This is a genomic window from Pseudomonas brassicacearum (genome assembly GCF_009601685.2).
Lineage (GTDB): Bacteria > Pseudomonadota > Gammaproteobacteria > Pseudomonadales > Pseudomonadaceae > Aquipseudomonas > Aquipseudomonas kilonensis_B.
In genome coordinates this window covers 686,468-703,427 of record NZ_CP045701.2, presented here as the reverse complement: position 1 = coordinate 703,427, position 16,960 = coordinate 686,468, and the positions used below count along the sequence as shown (strand labels likewise).

Sequence of the window (16,960 nt, the reverse complement as noted above, 5' to 3'; positions counted from 1 at the left end):
ATATATCCGAGTCACTGACATCGCTATCGCGAGCAAGCTCGCACACAAGGGATTCATGCCGGACACAAAATCTGTATCCACTAAAAATCACCTGTGGGAGCGAGCTTGCTCGCGATGAGGTCAGCCCAGCCGCCCGATCAAGCCCTGAACTGCCCCAAGCTTGCCTTCAACTGCGCCGCCAGGCTGTCGAGCACCTTGCCGCTGGCGGTGGTCTCGACCACGGCCTGAGCCGCTTTCTCGGCCTGGGCATGGATAGTTTCCACCCGCCCGCGCACCGCTTGCGCGCCCTGGGCCTGATGGGCCGCGGCCTGAGTCGCCAGACCAATGGCCGCATGCACCTGCTCTACGGACGCCTGCACCGACTGCTGCAACCGCGCGCTGTCTCGCAGTACCAACAAACCTTCACTGGCCTGGCGCCCGGCCTGGCCGATAGCAGCCACTGCCTCGCGAGCCCCCTGCTGCAAGGCCACGATATGCGCCTGGATGTCACCCGTTGAGCTTTGGGTCTTGCTCGCCAAGGCCCGCACCTCATCCGCCACCACGGCAAATCCCCGCCCGGTTTCCCCGGCCCGCGCCGCCTCTATGGCCGCGTTCAAGGCCAGCAGGTTAGTCTGCTCGGCGATGCCGTGAATCACCGTCAACACCACCTCGATCTGTTCGCTCTGCTGCGCCAGCCGCTCGATCACTTTCGCCCCAGTGTCGACCTGTCCGGCCAACGCCTCGATCAAGCCCCCGACCTTGGCCGAAGTGCGGGTGTTTTCATCGGTGGCCTGGCGGATCTCCACCACCTGCTGCAAGGCCGCCTGCATCGCCTGGCTTTCCGACTGAGCCTCATCAGCCATTTGCGACAGCGCACGCAGGCTCTCGGCCACTTCATCACGCTGCATCCCGGCCGCCGCATCGGCACCGGAGTTGCGCAAGGTCATCGCACCGATTTCCACACCGGTACGCTGGGCCACATCGCCCGCCTCGCGCACGATAGGTTGCAACTTATCCACAAAGCGATTGACCGCCGACGCCATGTCGCCGATTTCGTCCTTGCTGTTGATTTGCACACGCTTGGTCAGGTCGCCCTCGCCTGCCGCCAGGTCGTTCATGGCCGCGATCAGCAACTTCAAGCGATTGACCACCCGACGCCCCAGCACCACGGCCAGCAAGACCAGCACACCAAAGCCCACCAGCGCCAGGCCCAGGCCGATGCGCCAGCGCAAGGTGCCTGCCGCTTCCTGCACGGTGCTGGCGGTGTTGGTCTGCATCTGTGTGGCAGTGGCCTGGGCCGACTCCAGTCGACCGCGCATGGCGGTGGCGCTGTCCGCCGCTGCCCCCTTTAGGCTATCGCCGACCAACTGGTCGCCGCTGGCAATCAAGGCCGAGAAGCGTTGGTCCAGCGCCTTCAGGTCGGTTTCAACGGCGGCCGTGGAAACCCCCATCAAGACTTTACCGATCTCTACGCCATTGGGACTGATCGAGGCTTCGAGGTAATACACCGACGGGTCGCTCTTCGCCGCATCCAGCACTTTGTCCAACGCCCGCTCGCCCTTGCCTTTTTCCAGCAGCGCCTTGTTGATCGGGTTTTGCCGATTCAGGTAGCGGGTCAGGTGCTCACCGCTGGCGTCGTCATAAATAACGAACAGCACATTGGGGTTGCGCTGGGCCCGGCGGGCGAATTCGGAGAGGGTCGGTATGTCGCTGTCCCACATGGCGCGTGGCGCGACCGAGGCCAGGAGTTGCGCCATATCATTGGCGGAATCCTTGAGCGATTTCTCGAGCGTCGTGCGCAATTGCGCCTGCTCGTCTTTCAGGCGCGTCGATAAACCGGCGGTGAGGCGCTGACGAGTGCTGGCAGACAAACTGTCCAGACTAGAGGTGACCTCACGCCCAGCTTGCTCCAGTTCATCAGACAGTTTCTGACTGTCACCCCCTAGCCGGGCCTCTAATTCGGCCTCCAGCGCGGTGACCGTGCTTCGAGTCAGCGCGACGGCTACGAGCACTTGCACCAAAAGGGCGATACCCAGGGTAACGAACACTGGCCGCAATAGACGGCTTTGTAACAGTGAGAGAACGGCCGACACAGGGGAATCCCTCTACTAAACGCCATTAATTTGATGGCACTTCAAAGAAGTACTTATTGTTAACGATGCGAAGCAAAGGTCGTGCCGCTCGGCAGGCAGATACGACAAAGGCCCCAAAACGAGGGACCTTTGTGTTTTACATCAACGACTTATCAGGCAAATGGGTGACGCAGAACGATGGTTTCGTTACGGTCCGGCCCCGTCGAAATAATGTCGATCGGCGCACCGACCAACTCCTCGACGCGCTTGATGTAGTTGCGGGCCGCCACGGGCAGCTCTTCCAGGGTCTTGGCGCCCACGGTCGATTCAGTCCAGCCCGGCATCTGCTCGTACACCGGCTCCAGGCCGATGTAGCTGTCCGCGTCGGTCGGTGCGTCGATGACGGCACCGTCCTGGTTCTTGTAGCCCACGCAGATGTTGATGGTTTCCAGGCCGTCCAGCACGTCCAGCTTGGTCAGGCACAGGCCCGAGATGCTGTTGACGTCGATAGCGCGACGCAGGATGACGGCATCGAACCAGCCACAACGACGGGCACGGCCGGTGGTAGCACCGAACTCGTGGCCACGCTTGGCCAGGAAGGCGCCGACGTCGTCGAACAGCTCAGTCGGGAACGGACCAGAACCCACGCGAGTGGTGTAAGCCTTGGTGATACCCAGGATGTAGTCGAGGTACATCGGGCCGAAACCCGAACCGGTGGCGATGCCGCCGGCGGTGGTGTTGGAGCTGGTGACGTACGGGTAGGTACCGTGGTCGATGTCCAGCAGCGAACCCTGGGCGCCTTCGAACATGATGTCCTTGCCGGCGCGACGCAGCTCGTGCAACTCGGCCGTGACGTCGAGCATCATCGGCTTGAGCAGCTCGGCGTACTCCATGCACTCGTCCAGGGTTTTCTGGAAGTCGATGGCCGGCTCTTTGTAGTAATTGACCAGGACGAAGTTGTGGTAGTCCAGCAACTCGCCCAGCTTGGCGGCGAAACGCTCACGATGGAACAGGTCACCGATGCGCAGCCCACGACGGGCGACTTTATCTTCGTAAGCCGGGCCGATGCCGCGACCGGTGGTGCCGATCTTCAGCTCGCCACGGGCCTTTTCACGGGCCTGGTCCAGCGCGACGTGATAGGACAGGATCAGCGGGCAGGACGGGCTTATACGCAGGCGCTCGCGCACCGGTACGCCTTTCTCTTCCAGCTTGATGATTTCCCGCAGCAGGGCGTCGGGAGCAACCACCACACCGTTGCCGATCAGGCACTGGACGCCTTCGCGCAGCACGCCCGACGGAATCAGGTGCAGGACGGTTTTTTCACCGTCGATCACCAAGGTGTGACCTGCGTTGTGGCCACCCTGGTAGCGCACTACGGCGGCAGCATGTTCGGTCAGCAGATCAACGATCTTGCCTTTGCCCTCATCACCCCACTGGGTGCCCAGGACTACGACATTCTTACCCATAACACTTGTCCTCATTCGCGCAAACTTGGTGCCGGCCGCGGCCGGCAGGAAAACTCAAGAAGCCAGCGGCAATACTTGCCAAAGCCCGTTCTGCTGAATCAATTGCCGGTCGCAGTCCGCTTCACGGGCGGCGGCCAAAGGCTGCCCAGGCAAGGCCTGGACGACACGCTGACCCTCACTGCGCAACTGGCAGACTGCTTGCCAGAGTGCCGCATCCGTACTGTCAGGCATCCAGATACCGCCAGACGGTAGCTCGACTTCAGCACGCCCCAGGGTCACCAGGGTTTTCAAATCGGTAGAAAAACCGGTCGCCGGACGGGCACGACCAAAGTCGGCACCGATGTCGTCATAACGACCGCCCTGGGCGATGGACTGGCCCACGCCCGGGACGAAAACGGCAAACACGACACCCGTGTGGTAGTGATAACCGCGCAATTCACCCAGGTCGAAATACAACGGCAACTCGGGGAAACGCACCGACAGACGCTCGGCAATCGCCAGCAAGTCGTCCAGCGCCGCCAACACAGGCGCTGGCGCGAGGGCCAGGCGCTCACGGGCAGCGGTCAATACTTCACGTCCGCCGCACAGGCCCACCAGCGCCCGCAGCATGCCCGACAGATCAGCCGGCAGGCCCTCGGTCAGGCTGATGACTTCGTCGATGGCCTTGCGTTGCAGGGCATCGAACAGCTGTTGCTCCACTTCGCCGGACAAACAGGCCGCACGGGCCAGGCCGCGATAGATGCCAACATGCCCCAGATCCATGTGGACATCCGGTACGTCGGCCAGTTGCAGCATGGCCAACATCAGGCTGATGACCTCTACGTCGCTGCTCGGGCTGGCATCGCCATACAACTCGGCGCCCAGCTGGATCGGGCTGCGCGAAGACGACAAGGCACGCGGCTGGGCATGTAACACACTGCCGGCGTAGCACAGGCGGTTCGGACCTTCACGGCGCAGGGTGTGGGCGTCGATGCGCGCCACTTGCGGCGTGATGTCGGCACGAAAGCCCATCTGCCGGCCCGACTGCGGGTCGATAACCTTGAAGGTGCGCAGGTCCAGGTCCTGGCCCGCGCCAGTGAGCAGGGATTCCAGGTACTCGATATGCGGGGTGACGACGAACTCGTAACCCCAGCTCTGGAACAGATCCAACACCTGCCGACGCGCTACTTCGATACGCGCAGCTTCCGGTGGCAGTACTTCTTCGATGCCATCTGGCAGCAGCCAGCGGTCTACCGTTGCCATTACGCCATTCCCCTATGGTCCGGGCGGCCAGCTTTCGGGCTGGCCTTGAGTGAAGCAGAAAATGCCTGCGCCAGGCGCGCATCATGGGCAAAAGACGCGCAAGAGCGACGTGACGAATGGCCCGCAATCGGCCTCGCCCAGCACTTCCCTCGAAAAACCTGTCGAGTCGTTCAACCCGACGCCTGCATCCATAAACCGCAATCGAACGTGCAGACGCAAAAAAGCCGGGAATTTCCCGGCTGCCGCATCATACACACGTTTTCCTAAAGGATCACCCCGCCCGACGCTTTAGCCGCCAGGCGGAGTGTCTCAGGTCAACGTCGCATCAAGGCTTGGACTTTTCCAGGTAGTGGAAGAAGTCGCTGCTTGGGTCCAGGACCAGAACGTCGGATTTGCTCGCAAAGCTTTCACGGTAGGCACGCAGGCTACGGTAGAACGCGTAGAACTCCTGATCCTGACCATAAGCCTTGGAGTAGATCGCAGCGGCCTGGGCATCACCATCACCACGCAGCTCTTCCGATTCACGGTAGGCTTCGGCCAGCAACACACGGCGCTGGCGATCAGCGTCGGCACGGATGCCTTCAGCCAGCTCGTTACCCTTGGCGCGGTGTTCGCGAGCTTCACGCTCACGCTCGGTGCTCATCCGCTCGAACACGCTGCGGTTCACTTCCTTCGGCAGGTCGATGGCCTTGACCCGGACATCGACCACTTCGATACCCAGCTCTTTTTCCGCCATCGCATTCAGCGAATGGGTGATATCGGCCATGAGCGCATCACGCTCACCGGACACGACTTCATGCAACGTGCGCTTACCGAACTGGTCACGCAGGCCCGATTCCAGGCGCCGGGACAGGCGCTCGTCGGCGATCTGCTTCAGGCCCGAGGTCGCGGTGTAGAAGCGCTCGGCGTCCTTCACGCGCCACTTGGCATAGGCGTCCACCATCACGGCTTTCTTTTCCAGCGTCAGGAAGCGCTGCGTCGGTGCATCCAGCGTCATCAGGCGGCCGTCGAACTTGCGCACCTTGTTGACGTACGGCACCTTCACATGCAGCCCTGGCTGGACATCAGCCTGGACCACGCGACCGAATTGCAGCAACACCGCGCGCTCGGTCTGAGCCACGATGTAGAAGCAGTTCCAGGCAGCGATCGCCACGACGACACCGACAATAAGGGCGATCAGCGATTTATTGCTCATCAGCGACTCTCCCTGGTACGTGCTTGCTGTTGCTGCAGGTCCGCCGCCGCACGGGTGCCAGTCTCATTGCTGGCGGCCGACGAGCTGTTCGGTGGCGTGCTGGTATTGCGACCGCTCTCGACCATCTTGTCCAGCGGCAGGTACAGCAGGTTGCTCTGGCCGTTCTTGTTGCCGGTCACGAGGACCTTGCTGGTGTTGCTGAAGACTTCCTGCATGGTGTCCAGGTACAGACGCTCGCGGGTGACTTCTGGAGCCTTGCGATACTCGGCCACCAATTTGGTGAAGCGATCAGCCTCACCCTTGGCGCGGGAGACCACCTCGTCACGGTAGCCGTTGGCATCCTCGATGATGCGCTGGGCCTGACCACGGGCTTCCGGCACAACGCCGTTGGCATAGGTTTCGGCCTGGTTGCGCGAACGCTGCTCGTCTTCACGGGCACGGATCACGTCGTCGAAGGCTTCCTGGACCTCGCGCGGTGCAGCTGCGCTCTGGACGTTGACCTGGGTGACGGTGATACCGGTGCGATAGGTATCGAGGAACCGCTGCAGGCGCTCCTTGATTTCGCTGGCCATCAGTTCACGACCTTCGGTCAGCACCTGGTCCATGGCGGTGGAACCCACCACATGGCGCAAGGCACTTTCCGTCGCGTGCTGCAGGCTGATTTCCGGCTGGTCGACGTTCAGCACGAAGTCCTGCAGGTTGGAGATCTTGTATTGCACGGTCAGCGGCACTTCGACGATGTTCTCGTCTTCGGTCAGCATCTGGCCCTGCTTGGTGTACGCCCGCTCACGCGTGACGTTTTCCAGGTACTTCTGGTCGATCGGCGGGAAATAGATATTCAAGCCCGGCCCAACCGTCTCGTAGTACTTGCCGAAGCGCAGCACCACGGCCTGCTCCTGCTCGTCCACGACATAGACCGCGCTGTACAGCCAGACAGCCGCCAGCACGACCAGACCGATGCCGAGCAGGCCTAAACCGCCACCCTTGCCCGGACGACCGCCACCATCGTCACCGCGTTTTTTACCACCACCGAACAAACCGTTCAGGCTTTCCTGCAGCTTTCGGAAGGCCTCGTCGAGATCCGGCGGCCCCTTGCGGTCGCCGTTGTTACGACGTTTGCCACCCCAAGGATCCTGATTATTCGAGTTGCCACCCGGCTCATTCCAAGCCATAGCGCTCTCCATCTGATAAAGCAAAGACGCACCCACGGCGCGCCGACCAATGCTACAGAATGCCTGACACAGCTTTCTCAGGCTTTTATTGCAAAGTGTGTTGCTCGATGAATTCCATCGGCTGCAGCCCTTCGCGACTGACCAGTCGATTGAGTTCCGCCCGAGGCAGGCGAACAGCCAGCAAACAGACGCCTTCGTCGTCGTGCTCTTCTTTTTGCACGGCCCCCAGCTCGAAAAACTGCGCACGCAACCGGGCGAAACGCTGCGGCAACTTCAGGGTGCCGACAAACAGATCGTTGCCCAACAGCTCAGCCACTGCCTGCTTGAGCAGGTCCAGGCCGGTGCCATCACGGGCCGACAGCCAGACCCGTTGCGGCTTGCCATCGGCATCGCGCTGGATCTGCGGCTCCACACCTTCGAGCAAATCGAGTTTGTTGTATACCTCGAGGATCGGCAAGTCCTGGGCTCCGATCTCGCCCAGTACCACCATCACCTGCTCGATCTGCAGCATCCGGTCCGGTTCGGCGGCATCGATCACGTGCAGCAGCAGGTCGGAGTTGCTCGACTCTTCGAGCGTAGCCCGAAAAGCCTCGACCAGCTTATGCGGCAGGTGACGGATGAAGCCCACGGTATCGGCCAGCACGATGGGTCCGAGGTCGTCCAGGTCGAGCCGGCGCAGGGTCGGGTCGAGCGTGGCGAACAACTGGTCGGCGGCGTAGACGTCGGATTGAGTGACGTTATTGAACAGGGTCGATTTGCCGGCGTTGGTATAGCCCACCAGTGAAACTGTCGGGATGTCCGCGCGCTTGCGGCCGCGTCGCGACTGCTCGCGCTGGCTGCGGACCTTTTCCAGCCGCCCCTTGATCTGGCGCAGGCGTACCCGCAACAGGCGCCGGTCGGTTTCCAGCTGGGTTTCACCCGGACCGCGCAGACCGATGCCGCCCTTCTGCCGCTCAAGGTGAGTCCAGCCACGAACCAGCCGCGTACTCATGTGCTCAAGCTGGGCCAGTTCGACCTGGAGCTTGCCTTCATGGGTGCGGGCGCGTTGGGCGAAGATATCGAGAATCAGCCCCGTACGGTCGATCACGCGACACTCGAAGACACGTTCGAGGTTACGTTCCTGACTGGGCGTGAGGATGTGATTGAAGATCACCAGATCGACCTGTTCGGCCTTGACCAGGTCGCGCAACTCCTCGACCTTGCCACTGCCGATCAGGAACTTGGCGGTTGGCCGATGACGCGGCACGTTGAAAAACGCGACGGTCTCGGCGCCGGCCGAAAGTGCCAATTCCTGAAACTCCTGCGGATCTTCGCGCGCCTCAGGGTCCTGTCCATCCAAGTGAACGAGAATGGCCCGTTCACCACCACCGTGGCGCTCAAAGAACAAAGGAGGCTCCTATCAGGCGTTACCCGGTTCAGCGTCAGCGCCTTCGGATTCGGTTGCGCTAGGCAGACGAATTGGACGAACTGGCACGACTGTCGAGATCGCATGCTTGTAGACCATCTGGCTGACGGTGTTTTTCAGAAGGATGACGAACTGGTCGAAAGACTCGATCGTGCCTTGCAGTTTGATCCCGTTGACCAGATAGATGGACACCCCAACTTTTTCTTTACGTAAAGTGTTCAAGTAAGGGTCTTGTAGCGAATGCCCTTTTGACATGTGCCGCACTCCTTTAAGGATCAATAATAAAAATCGGAATCAGATGGCTTGGGCCGTCACACCCCCAAGGATAGACGGCAATTGCAAGGACTCAGCTCAATATGGAGATGGTCCCAAGGTATTTCAAGGCGCGTGGCAGATTGTCGCAATCGAGACTGTCGAGCCAATGCAGGCCAGTCCAGCTGCGCAGCCAAGTGAACTGGCGTTTCGCCAATTGGCGCGTGGCAATGATCCCACGCTCCTGCATCTCGGCTGACGTCAGCTTGCCGTCCAGGTAATCCCAGACTTGTCGATAACCTACCGCACGTATAGACGGCAACCCGGCATGCAAGTCACTTCGCTCACGCAGGGCTACGACCTCGTCTATGAACCCCTGTTCCAACATTAATGTGAATCTTTGTTCAATTCGCCGATGCAGCACTTGCCGGTTCGCCGGAGCGATGGCCAGATTCGCGACAGTATAGGGCAATTGTTGCAGTCCCGAAGCGGCTGCTTCAGTACTTTGCGCAGATTGTCGCTGGCGCAGGGCCGTCATGCTCTGGCCACTGACCCGATAAACCTCCAGGGCCCGACTGAGCCGCTGCGGGTCGTTGGGGTGAATACGCGCCGCCGACTCCGGGTCGATGATCGCCAACTGCTCGTGCAGGGCTTGCCAGCCCAGGCGCGCGGCCTCCTCTTCGATCTGCGCGCGCACCTCGGGATCGGCTGCCGGCATGTCCGCCAGCCCTTCGACCAAGGCCTTGTAGTACAGCATCGTGCCACCCACCAACAGCGGGATCTTGCCGCGCGCGGTGATATCGGCCATGGCCTGGAGGGCATCACGACGGAAATCGGCCGCCGAGTAGGCTTCGGCGGGATCGAGGATGTCGATCAGCCGGTGCGGATACTCGGCCAGCAGCGCTTTGGACGGCTTGGCGGTGCCAATGTCCATGCCCCGATAGACCAGGGCCGAATCGACGCTGATCAACTCGCAGGGCAGGACCTTGGTCAATTCGATAGCCAGGTCGGTCTTGCCGGCGGCGGTCGGCCCCATCAGGAAAATCGCGGGTGGCAACTGGTTCATCAACGACCGCGCAGGAACAGTTTGTCCAGGTCGTCCAGGCCCAATTGGGTCCAGGTCGGCCGGCCATGGTTGCATTGACCGCTGCGCTCGGTGTTTTCCATATCCCGCAGCAGGCCGTTCATTTCCGGCAGGGCCAGGCGCCGGTTGGCGCGGATCGCGCCGTGGCAGGCCATGGTACCGAGCAGTTCGTTCAGGTGCGCCTGGATGCGGTCGCTGGTGCCGTATTCCATCAAGTCCGCCAGCACGTCGCTGACCAGGCGATTGGCCTCGGCCTGTTTCAACAAGGCCGGGATCTGACGGATCGCCAGGGTTTCCGGGCCCAGGCGTTGCAACTCGAAGCCCAGGCGCTGGAACCAGGCCACATGCTCTTCGGCGCAATCGGCTTCGCGCTGGCTGACCGCCAGGCTTTCAGGCACCAACAGCGGCTGGCCGCTCAAGCCTTCGCTGGCCATGGCGATTTTCAGCCGCTCGTACATGATTCGCTCATGGGCGGCGTGCATGTCCACCAGGACCAGGCCCTGGGCATTTTCCGAGAGGATATAAATGCCTTTGAGTTGCGCCAGGGCATAGCCCAGCGGCGGGATATCGCCCTGGCCGTCGGGCATTGCCGCCGCTCCGGCTTCCGGCAAGGGCTTGAAGAACTCGCGATAGGCCGCCTGGGCCTCGGCCGCCGGTACGCTGGATTGCGGGCGCGGGGTGTATTGATACTGATAGCCGCTGCCGGCACCGCTGCCAGCCGTGTTGTAGCTCGGTTGAGACTGGGGCTGCTCCAGCAGTGCATTGGCCGCCAGGCGCATTTCGCCCTGAGGCCCGAATTCACCAGCGTCCAGCCCCGTTGGCCGGACCATGCCGCCCACCGCCGCCGGAGCCGCCAGTTGATCCTCCGGGCGCACATCGCCCAAGGCGCGGTGCAAGGTGCCGTAGAGGAAATCGTGGACCATGCGCCCGTCACGGAAACGCACCTCATGCTTGGTCGGGTGCACGTTGACGTCCACCACGGCCGGGTCGACTTCGAAAAACAGCACGAAGGTCGGATGCCGGCCATTGAACAGCACATCGCGATATGCCTGGCGTACCGCATGGGCCACCAGTTTGTCGCGCACCGCCCGACCGTTCACATAGAAATACTGCAAGTCCGCCTGGCTGCGGGAAAATGTCGGCAACCCGACCCAACCCCACAAGTGCAGGCCATTGCGCTCCACCTCGATGGGCAATGCCTGCTCCAGGAAACCTGCACCGCACACCGCGCCGACACGGCGGGCGCGGGCCGCATCATCGTGGGCCTCGTGCAGGCTGAGGATGGTCTTGCCGTTGTGACGCAAATGGAACGCCACGTCGAAACGCGCCAAGGCCAGGCGCTTGATGACTTCTTGCAGATGATCGAATTCGGTCTTCTCAGCCTTGAGGAACTTGCGCCGGGCCGGGGTATTGAAGAACAGGTCGCGCACTTCCACCGAGGTACCCACCGGATGGGCCGCAGGCTGCACGCGAGAGGCCATGTCCCGGCCCTCGGTCTCGACCTGCCAGGCCTGCTCGGCATCGCGGGTGCGAGAGGTGAGGGTCAGGCGCGACACCGAACTGATGGACGCCAGCGCCTCGCCCCGAAACCCCAGGCTCATGACCCGCTCGAGGTCTTCCAGGTCGCGGATCTTGCTGGTGGCGTGACGCGCCAGGGCCAGCGGCAGGTCGTCGGAAGAAATACCGCCACCGTCGTCGCGTACCCGCAGCAACTTGACGCCGCCCTGCTCGACATCCACATCGATGCGTTTGGCCCCGGAATCAAGGCTGTTTTCCAGCAGTTCCTTGATGACCGACGCCGGCCGCTCGACCACTTCACCGGCGGCGATCTGGTTCGCCAGCCGGGGGCTGAGCAGTTCGATGCGGGCAGTGCTGCCGATCGCTTCATCACTCATTGCTGGAGCGCCACGTCATTGCCGGGAATGGTCAGGGTCTGGCCGATCTTGAGCTCGTCGCTCTTGAGGTGGTTGGCGCTGCGCAAGGTCGCTGGCGACACCTGGTAACGCACGGCGATCATCGCCAGGGTTTCCCCGGGATTGACCCGATGGTCCCGCGGGCCCTGGACGATCTTGCCAGAGTCGCGCAGCCAGGCGATGTAGGTGCCTGGCGGCGGGTTCTGCTGGAAGAACTGCCGCACACCACTGCTGATCGAGCGGGCCAATGCCTGCTGATGATTGGCGGAGGTCAGCTTGGACGCTTCATTGGCGTTGGAAATGAAGCCGGTTTCCACCAGGATCGACGGGATGTCCGGCGACTTGAGCACCATGAACCCGGCCTGCTCGACGCGCCGCTTGTGCAGCGGCGTGACGCGACCGATGTTGCTCAGGACTTTCTGGCCGACGTTCAGGCTGGAGGTCAACGAGGCCGTCATCGACAAGTCGAGCAAGACACCGGCGAGCATCCGGTCCTTATCGTCGAGGCTGACGTTGCCGGCACCGCCGATCAGGTCGGAACGGTTTTCGGTATCAGCCAGCCAGCGAGCGGTTTCGGAAGTCGCGCCACGGTCGGACAGGGCAAACACCGAGGCCCCGAACGCAGCCTTCGAAGGCGCGGCGTCGGCGTGGATGGAGACGAACAGGTCAGCGCCTTTCTTGCGGGCGATTTCGGTACGCCCACGCAAGGGAATGAAGTAGTCGCCGGTACGGGTCAGTTCGGCGCGGAAGCCTTTCATGCCGTTGACCTGACGCTGCAATTCACGGGCGATGGACAGCACCACGTCTTTTTCACGTTGCCCGCGCGAGCCCGAAGCCCCTGGGTCCTCGCCGCCATGACCGGCGTCGATCACCACGATGATGTCGCGCTTGCCCGACGGGGTCGGTGGCAGCTTGAGCGTAGGTTGGGTCGGGGTCACCGGCACCGCTGGCACCGTGGCGACCTTGGTTGGCGGTGGTGCCGGTGGGTCGGCATCGGCCGGGTTGTCGAACAGGTCAACCACCAGCCGGTTGCCGTACTGGGCGTTGGGAGCCAGTGTGAAGCTTTTCGGGGTCACGACTTTTTTCAGGTCGATGACCACCCGCAGGTCGGTCGGCGTCCGTTGGGCCGAGCGTATCGCCGTAATCGGCGTGTTGGCGGTCGCCACGTTCAATGGCGCGCCCAGGGACGCACCGTTGATGTCGATCACCAGGCGATCCGGGGCGGTCAGGGTGAATACGCTGTGCTGCACCGGGCCCGTCAGGTCGAACACCAGCCGTGTGTTGTCCGGCGCCCGCCAGAGGCGAACGCTGCTGACCTTTGTCTCGGCCACAGCATCGACGGCCATTGCCGTAAGCAACAGTCCTACGACAGCAACCACCGCGCGAAAGCGCATACCAAACCCCATCATCAATTAGTTTTCCAATGCCAAAGCGGCACACCACGACTCGCCACGCGAGCCTTGCGGCGTCAGTTTCAGCGAACGCCCGCCGTTCTGCGCGCCAATGGTAATGGTCAGGTCGGGCTTTGGCAAAAAGCCTGCACCCTTCTGGGGCCATTCGATCAGGCACAAGGCGTCATCTTCGAAATAATCGCGGATACCGAGGAATTCCAGCTCTTCAGGATCCACCAGTCGATACAAGTCGAAATGGAAGGCGCGAATGTCGCCGATCTCGTAAGGCTCGACCAAGGTGAACGTGGGGCTCTTGACGGAGCCGACATGCCCGAGGCCGCGAATGATGCCGCGGGACAAGGTGGTTTTCCCCGCGCCGAGATCGCCTTCGAGAAAGATCAGGCCGTGGCCGGCGGTCGTCTGCGCGATGCGGGCGCCAAACTGGGCCATGGCTTGCTCGTCCGCCACGTACAGGGTTACTTCAGACACGGTGAATGCTCCTCCAACAACTGACGAATGGTCGGAATCAGATCGGTGGCCGCCATCCCCCGACCCGACCGACCGGCCCGGGCACCGGCATTGGCATGCAGCCAGACCGCCAGGCACGCGGCCTCGAATCCTTCCATGCCCTGGGCCAGCAAGGCGCCGACCACACCGGCCAGCACATCCCCCAGGCCCGCCGTGGCCATGGCCGGATGGCCCTGGCTGCAAACTGCCAGGCGACCGTCCGGGCTGGCAATCAGGCTGCCGGCGCCCTTGAGGATCACGGTGGCGGTGTATTTCTGGCTCAATGCATGGGCCGCCGCCGGGCGATCGGCCTGCACCTGGGCTGTGGATAACTCCAACAATCGTGCCGCCTCGCCCGGGTGCGGGGTGATGACACACTGCCCAGGCAGGTGGACATCGCCGCTGCTCAGCAGGTTCAGCGCATCGGCATCCCACACTTGCGGCAGCGGCGCATTGGCCGCCGCCGACAACAGGCTGCGCCCCCACGCAGCCTGGCCCAGGCCCGGCCCGACCACCAGCACGCTGGCCTGTTGGAGCAAGCCCATCAATTGGTTCGCCGAATGGGTGCCTTGTACCATCACTTCCGGCAAACGCGTCAGCGCGGCGGATACGTGCTCGCTGCGGGTCGCCATCGAAACCATCCCCGCACCGCACCGCAGGGCGCTTTCGGCGCTCATCTGGATCGCGCCGCCAAAGCCCCGGTCGCCACCGATCAACAGCACGTGACCGAACTTGCCTTTGTGGGACGTGGCAGCGCGAGGCGTCAGGCGGGGCAGATTATGGGGTAGGAGCAATCGGGCGCTGACCGGTGCCGCGTCAACAATATCTGGATCGGCGTGCAGGTCGTTGAACACCAGTTCACCGACCCGGTCCGCCGCCTCGCCAGTAAACAGGCCCAGCTTCAAGCCAATGAAGGTCACGGTCAGGTCGGCCACCACTGCCGTGCCCAGCACCCGGCCGGTATCGGCGCACAACCCCGAGGGGATATCCACCGCCGCGACCGGCAGGCCGCTGACATTGATCGTATCGATAGCCTGCACATAAGGCTCGCGCACATCACCACTCAAGCCCGTGCCGAGCAGCGCATCCAGCAGCACGCCGCGCAACTCTGCCTCATCCGACCATGATTCCATCGGCACGCCCACCGCCACAGCCTCGGCGTGGGCGTTGGCGGCGTCGCCCTGCAAGCGCCCGGGCTCGCCGACCGTCAGCACCCGCACCGACCAACCGGCGCGCCGGGCCAGGGTCGCGACCAGGTAGCCATCGCCAGCGTTGTTGCCATGCCCGGCCAGCACCGTCAGCTCGCGGGCATCAGGCCAGCGCCGGACAATGGCTCGCCAAGTGGCGCGGGCGGCGCGCTGCATCAATTCGAAGCCGGCGGTGCCGGCCGCGATCAGTTGTGCGTCGAGGGCCCGGACCTGCGCTGCGCTGTACAGCGCGTCGGGAAAATCATCTTTAGTGTGCGGCATGCGTCTTCGGGCTCCGATGTCTGGCAGAATTATACGCATCTCAGCTCTGGTTTCTCTCGCCTCATGCCTGTCATTCCCACAGACCTCCCCGCCCTCGCCCAATCCATCAAGGAGTGGGGCCGCGAACTGGGTTTCCAGCAGGTCGGCATCAGCGGCCTGGACCTTGCCGAGCACGAGCAGCATTTGCAACGTTGGCTCGACGCGGGTTATCACGGCGAGATGGATTACATGGGCGCCCACGGCAGCAAACGCTCGCACCCCGAAGAGCTTGTACCGGGCACATTGCGAGTCGTGTCCCTGCGCATGGACTACCTGTCGGGCGACACGCACATGGCGCAGATGCTCGGCCAACCGGAGAAAGCCTACGTCTCGCGTTATGCATTGGGCCGCGATTACCACAAATTGATCCGTAAACGCGTGCAGCAATTGGCAGAAAAAATTCAGGCAGTCATCGGCCCCTTCGGTTATCGCGCCTTCGTCGACAGCGCGCCGGTATTGGAAAAAGCCATCGCCGAACAGGCCGGCCTGGGCTGGATCGGTAAAAACACCCTGGTATTGAACCGCAAGGCCGGTAGCTATTTCTTCCTGAGCGAGCTGTTTGTCGACCTGCCGCTGCCGGTGGACCCACCCCATGCCAGCGAACATTGCGGAAAATGCACCGCGTGCCTGGACATCTGTCCTACAAATGCCTTCGTCGGGCCCTACGTGCTCGATGCCCGTCGCTGCATTTCCTACCTGACCATCGAACTGAAAAGCGCCATCCCCGAGGAACTGCGGCCATTAATAGGCAACCGGGTGTTCGGCTGTGACGACTGCCAGATCGTCTGCCCATGGAACCGCTTCGCCCGACCATCCGGGGAAAGCGACTTCAAGCCACGGCACAACCTGGACAATGCCGGGCTGGCCGAGCTGTTCATGTGGGACGAGGCGACTTTCCTGAGCAGCACCGAAGGCTCACCGCTGCGCCGTGCCGGTTACGAGCGCTGGCTGCGCAACCTCGCGGTGGGCCTGGGTAATGCGCCGTCAACGATTCCCGTGCTGCAAGCGCTGGAGGCACGGCGCGACTACCCGTCAGCGCTGGTGCGCGAGCACGTGGAGTGGGCGTTGCGTCAACATGCCGAGCGTCAAACCTCGTCGTTATAGACGAATTTCGGCATTTCCCAGTGAAAACGAATCGCCAGGAGCCGCAGCAGGAAACCGCCGAACAAGGTAATGAGGATCGCCTGTTCGCTCGGCAGTTGCAGGAAGACGCACAACAGATAACACCACGCCGCGGCAAACGAAACGCTGGCGTAAAGCTCGCGACGGAAGATCAGCGGAATATCGTTGCAAAAGATGTCCCGCAGAATACCGCCGAACACCCCAGTGATGACCCCGCTGACCGACGCCACCAGCATGCCATGGCCCATTTCCAGGGCCGTCATGCAGCCGATCAGGGTGAACGCCACCAGCCCCACGGCGTCGAGCACCAGGAACAACGAGCGCAAATGCCGCATCCAGCGCGCCAGGAACACCGTCAGCATCGCCGCTGCGGTGGTCAGCACCAGGTACTCCGGATGCTTGACCCACGTGAGCGGGTAATGACCGAGCAGCACGTCGCGCACCGAGCCACCACCCAGCGCCGTGACACAAGCGATCAGCACCACGCCGAACCAGTCCATACCCCGACGCCCGGCAGACAAGGCGCCAGTCATGGCTTCCGCGGTGATGGCGATCAGATAAAGCATCAGCAACATTGACAACGATCCTTCAGAAATACGCGCGCGTAGGTGCTGTGTAGGAGCTGACGAGTGCAACGAGGCTGCGATCTTTT

The 16,960-nt window shown here is 62.4% G+C and carries 14 protein-coding genes and 1 pseudogene; 1 reads left to right on the top strand and 14 read right to left on the bottom strand.

What is annotated here, in order from left to right:
* Window positions 1-137: 137 nt before the first annotated feature.
* From GFU70_RS28985 to GFU70_RS02945, 13 genes and pseudogenes are all read right to left on the bottom strand, one after another.
* The gene (locus tag GFU70_RS28985; protein WP_413468845.1) at window positions 138-887 is read right to left on the bottom strand and encodes a methyl-accepting chemotaxis protein; all 750 of its coding nucleotides are present in this window, start codon (window positions 885-887) and stop codon (window positions 138-140) included.
* Between the two features lie 108 nt (window positions 888-995).
* A pseudogene (locus GFU70_RS28980) lies at window positions 996-1,256 on the bottom strand (HAMP domain-containing protein); the annotation flags it as partial.
* A gap of 968 nt (window positions 1,257-2,224) precedes the next feature.
* Window positions 2,225-3,517, bottom strand: a complete 1,293-nt coding sequence (locus tag GFU70_RS02995) for an adenylosuccinate synthase (protein WP_003186407.1) — start codon at window positions 3,515-3,517, stop codon at window positions 2,225-2,227.
* A gap of 54 nt (window positions 3,518-3,571) precedes the next feature.
* Window positions 3,572-4,759: an ATP phosphoribosyltransferase regulatory subunit gene (locus tag GFU70_RS02990; RefSeq protein WP_058546530.1), complete on the bottom strand. Its 1,188-nt coding sequence runs from the start codon at window positions 4,757-4,759 to the stop codon at window positions 3,572-3,574.
* 325 nt (window positions 4,760-5,084) lie between these two features.
* Entirely contained in the window at window positions 5,085-5,954 is an 870-nt protein-coding gene (hflC, locus tag GFU70_RS02985) for a protease modulator HflC (RefSeq protein ID WP_058546529.1), read from the bottom strand.
* Window positions 5,954-7,126 carry an FtsH protease activity modulator HflK gene (hflK, locus tag GFU70_RS02980; protein WP_058546528.1) on the bottom strand — a complete coding sequence of 391 codons (1,173 nt, stop codon included), beginning with the start codon at window positions 7,124-7,126 and terminating at the stop codon, window positions 5,954-5,956. Before hflK ends, hflC begins: the two co-directional genes overlap by 1 nt.
* Window positions 7,127-7,211: 85 nt before the next feature.
* The gene (hflX, locus tag GFU70_RS02975; RefSeq protein WP_003197227.1) at window positions 7,212-8,513 is read right to left on the bottom strand and encodes a ribosome rescue GTPase HflX; all 1,302 of its coding nucleotides are present in this window, start codon (window positions 8,511-8,513) and stop codon (window positions 7,212-7,214) included.
* Between the two features lie 12 nt (window positions 8,514-8,525).
* On the bottom strand, window positions 8,526-8,786 hold the full coding sequence (gene hfq, locus GFU70_RS02970) for an RNA chaperone Hfq (protein ID WP_058546527.1): 261 nt from the start codon (window positions 8,784-8,786) through the stop codon (window positions 8,526-8,528).
* Between the two features lie 91 nt (window positions 8,787-8,877).
* A complete protein-coding gene (miaA, locus tag GFU70_RS02965) occupies window positions 8,878-9,849 on the bottom strand; it encodes a tRNA (adenosine(37)-N6)-dimethylallyltransferase MiaA (protein WP_153387578.1) in 972 nt (323 codons plus the stop codon).
* Window positions 9,849-11,762 carry a DNA mismatch repair endonuclease MutL gene (mutL, locus tag GFU70_RS02960; RefSeq protein WP_058546525.1) on the bottom strand — a complete coding sequence of 638 codons (1,914 nt, stop codon included), beginning with the start codon at window positions 11,760-11,762 and terminating at the stop codon, window positions 9,849-9,851. The genes miaA and mutL overlap by 1 nt, the downstream gene beginning before the upstream one ends.
* Entirely contained in the window at window positions 11,759-13,189 is a 1,431-nt protein-coding gene (locus GFU70_RS02955; RefSeq protein ID WP_153387577.1) for an N-acetylmuramoyl-L-alanine amidase, read from the bottom strand. Before GFU70_RS02955 ends, mutL begins: the two co-directional genes overlap by 4 nt.
* Before the next feature lie 3 nt (window positions 13,190-13,192).
* Window positions 13,193-13,660: a tRNA (adenosine(37)-N6)-threonylcarbamoyltransferase complex ATPase subunit type 1 TsaE gene (gene tsaE, locus GFU70_RS02950; RefSeq protein ID WP_058546523.1), complete on the bottom strand. Its 468-nt coding sequence runs from the start codon at window positions 13,658-13,660 to the stop codon at window positions 13,193-13,195.
* The gene (locus tag GFU70_RS02945; RefSeq protein ID WP_153387576.1) at window positions 13,648-15,147 is read right to left on the bottom strand and encodes an NAD(P)H-hydrate dehydratase; all 1,500 of its coding nucleotides are present in this window, start codon (window positions 15,145-15,147) and stop codon (window positions 13,648-13,650) included. The genes tsaE and GFU70_RS02945 overlap by 13 nt, the downstream gene beginning before the upstream one ends.
* A gap of 63 nt (window positions 15,148-15,210) precedes the next feature.
* Here GFU70_RS02945 and queG point away from each other — a divergent pair, with 63 nt between their 5' ends.
* Window positions 15,211-16,290 carry a tRNA epoxyqueuosine(34) reductase QueG gene (gene queG / locus GFU70_RS02940; RefSeq protein ID WP_058546521.1) on the top strand — a complete coding sequence of 360 codons (1,080 nt, stop codon included), beginning with the start codon at window positions 15,211-15,213 and terminating at the stop codon, window positions 16,288-16,290.
* Here queG and GFU70_RS02935 read toward each other — a convergent pair.
* A complete protein-coding gene (locus tag GFU70_RS02935; RefSeq protein WP_058546520.1) occupies window positions 16,272-16,883 on the bottom strand; it encodes a trimeric intracellular cation channel family protein in 612 nt (203 codons plus the stop codon). The genes queG and GFU70_RS02935 overlap by 19 nt on opposite strands.
* Between the last annotated feature and the right edge of the window lie 77 nt (window positions 16,884-16,960).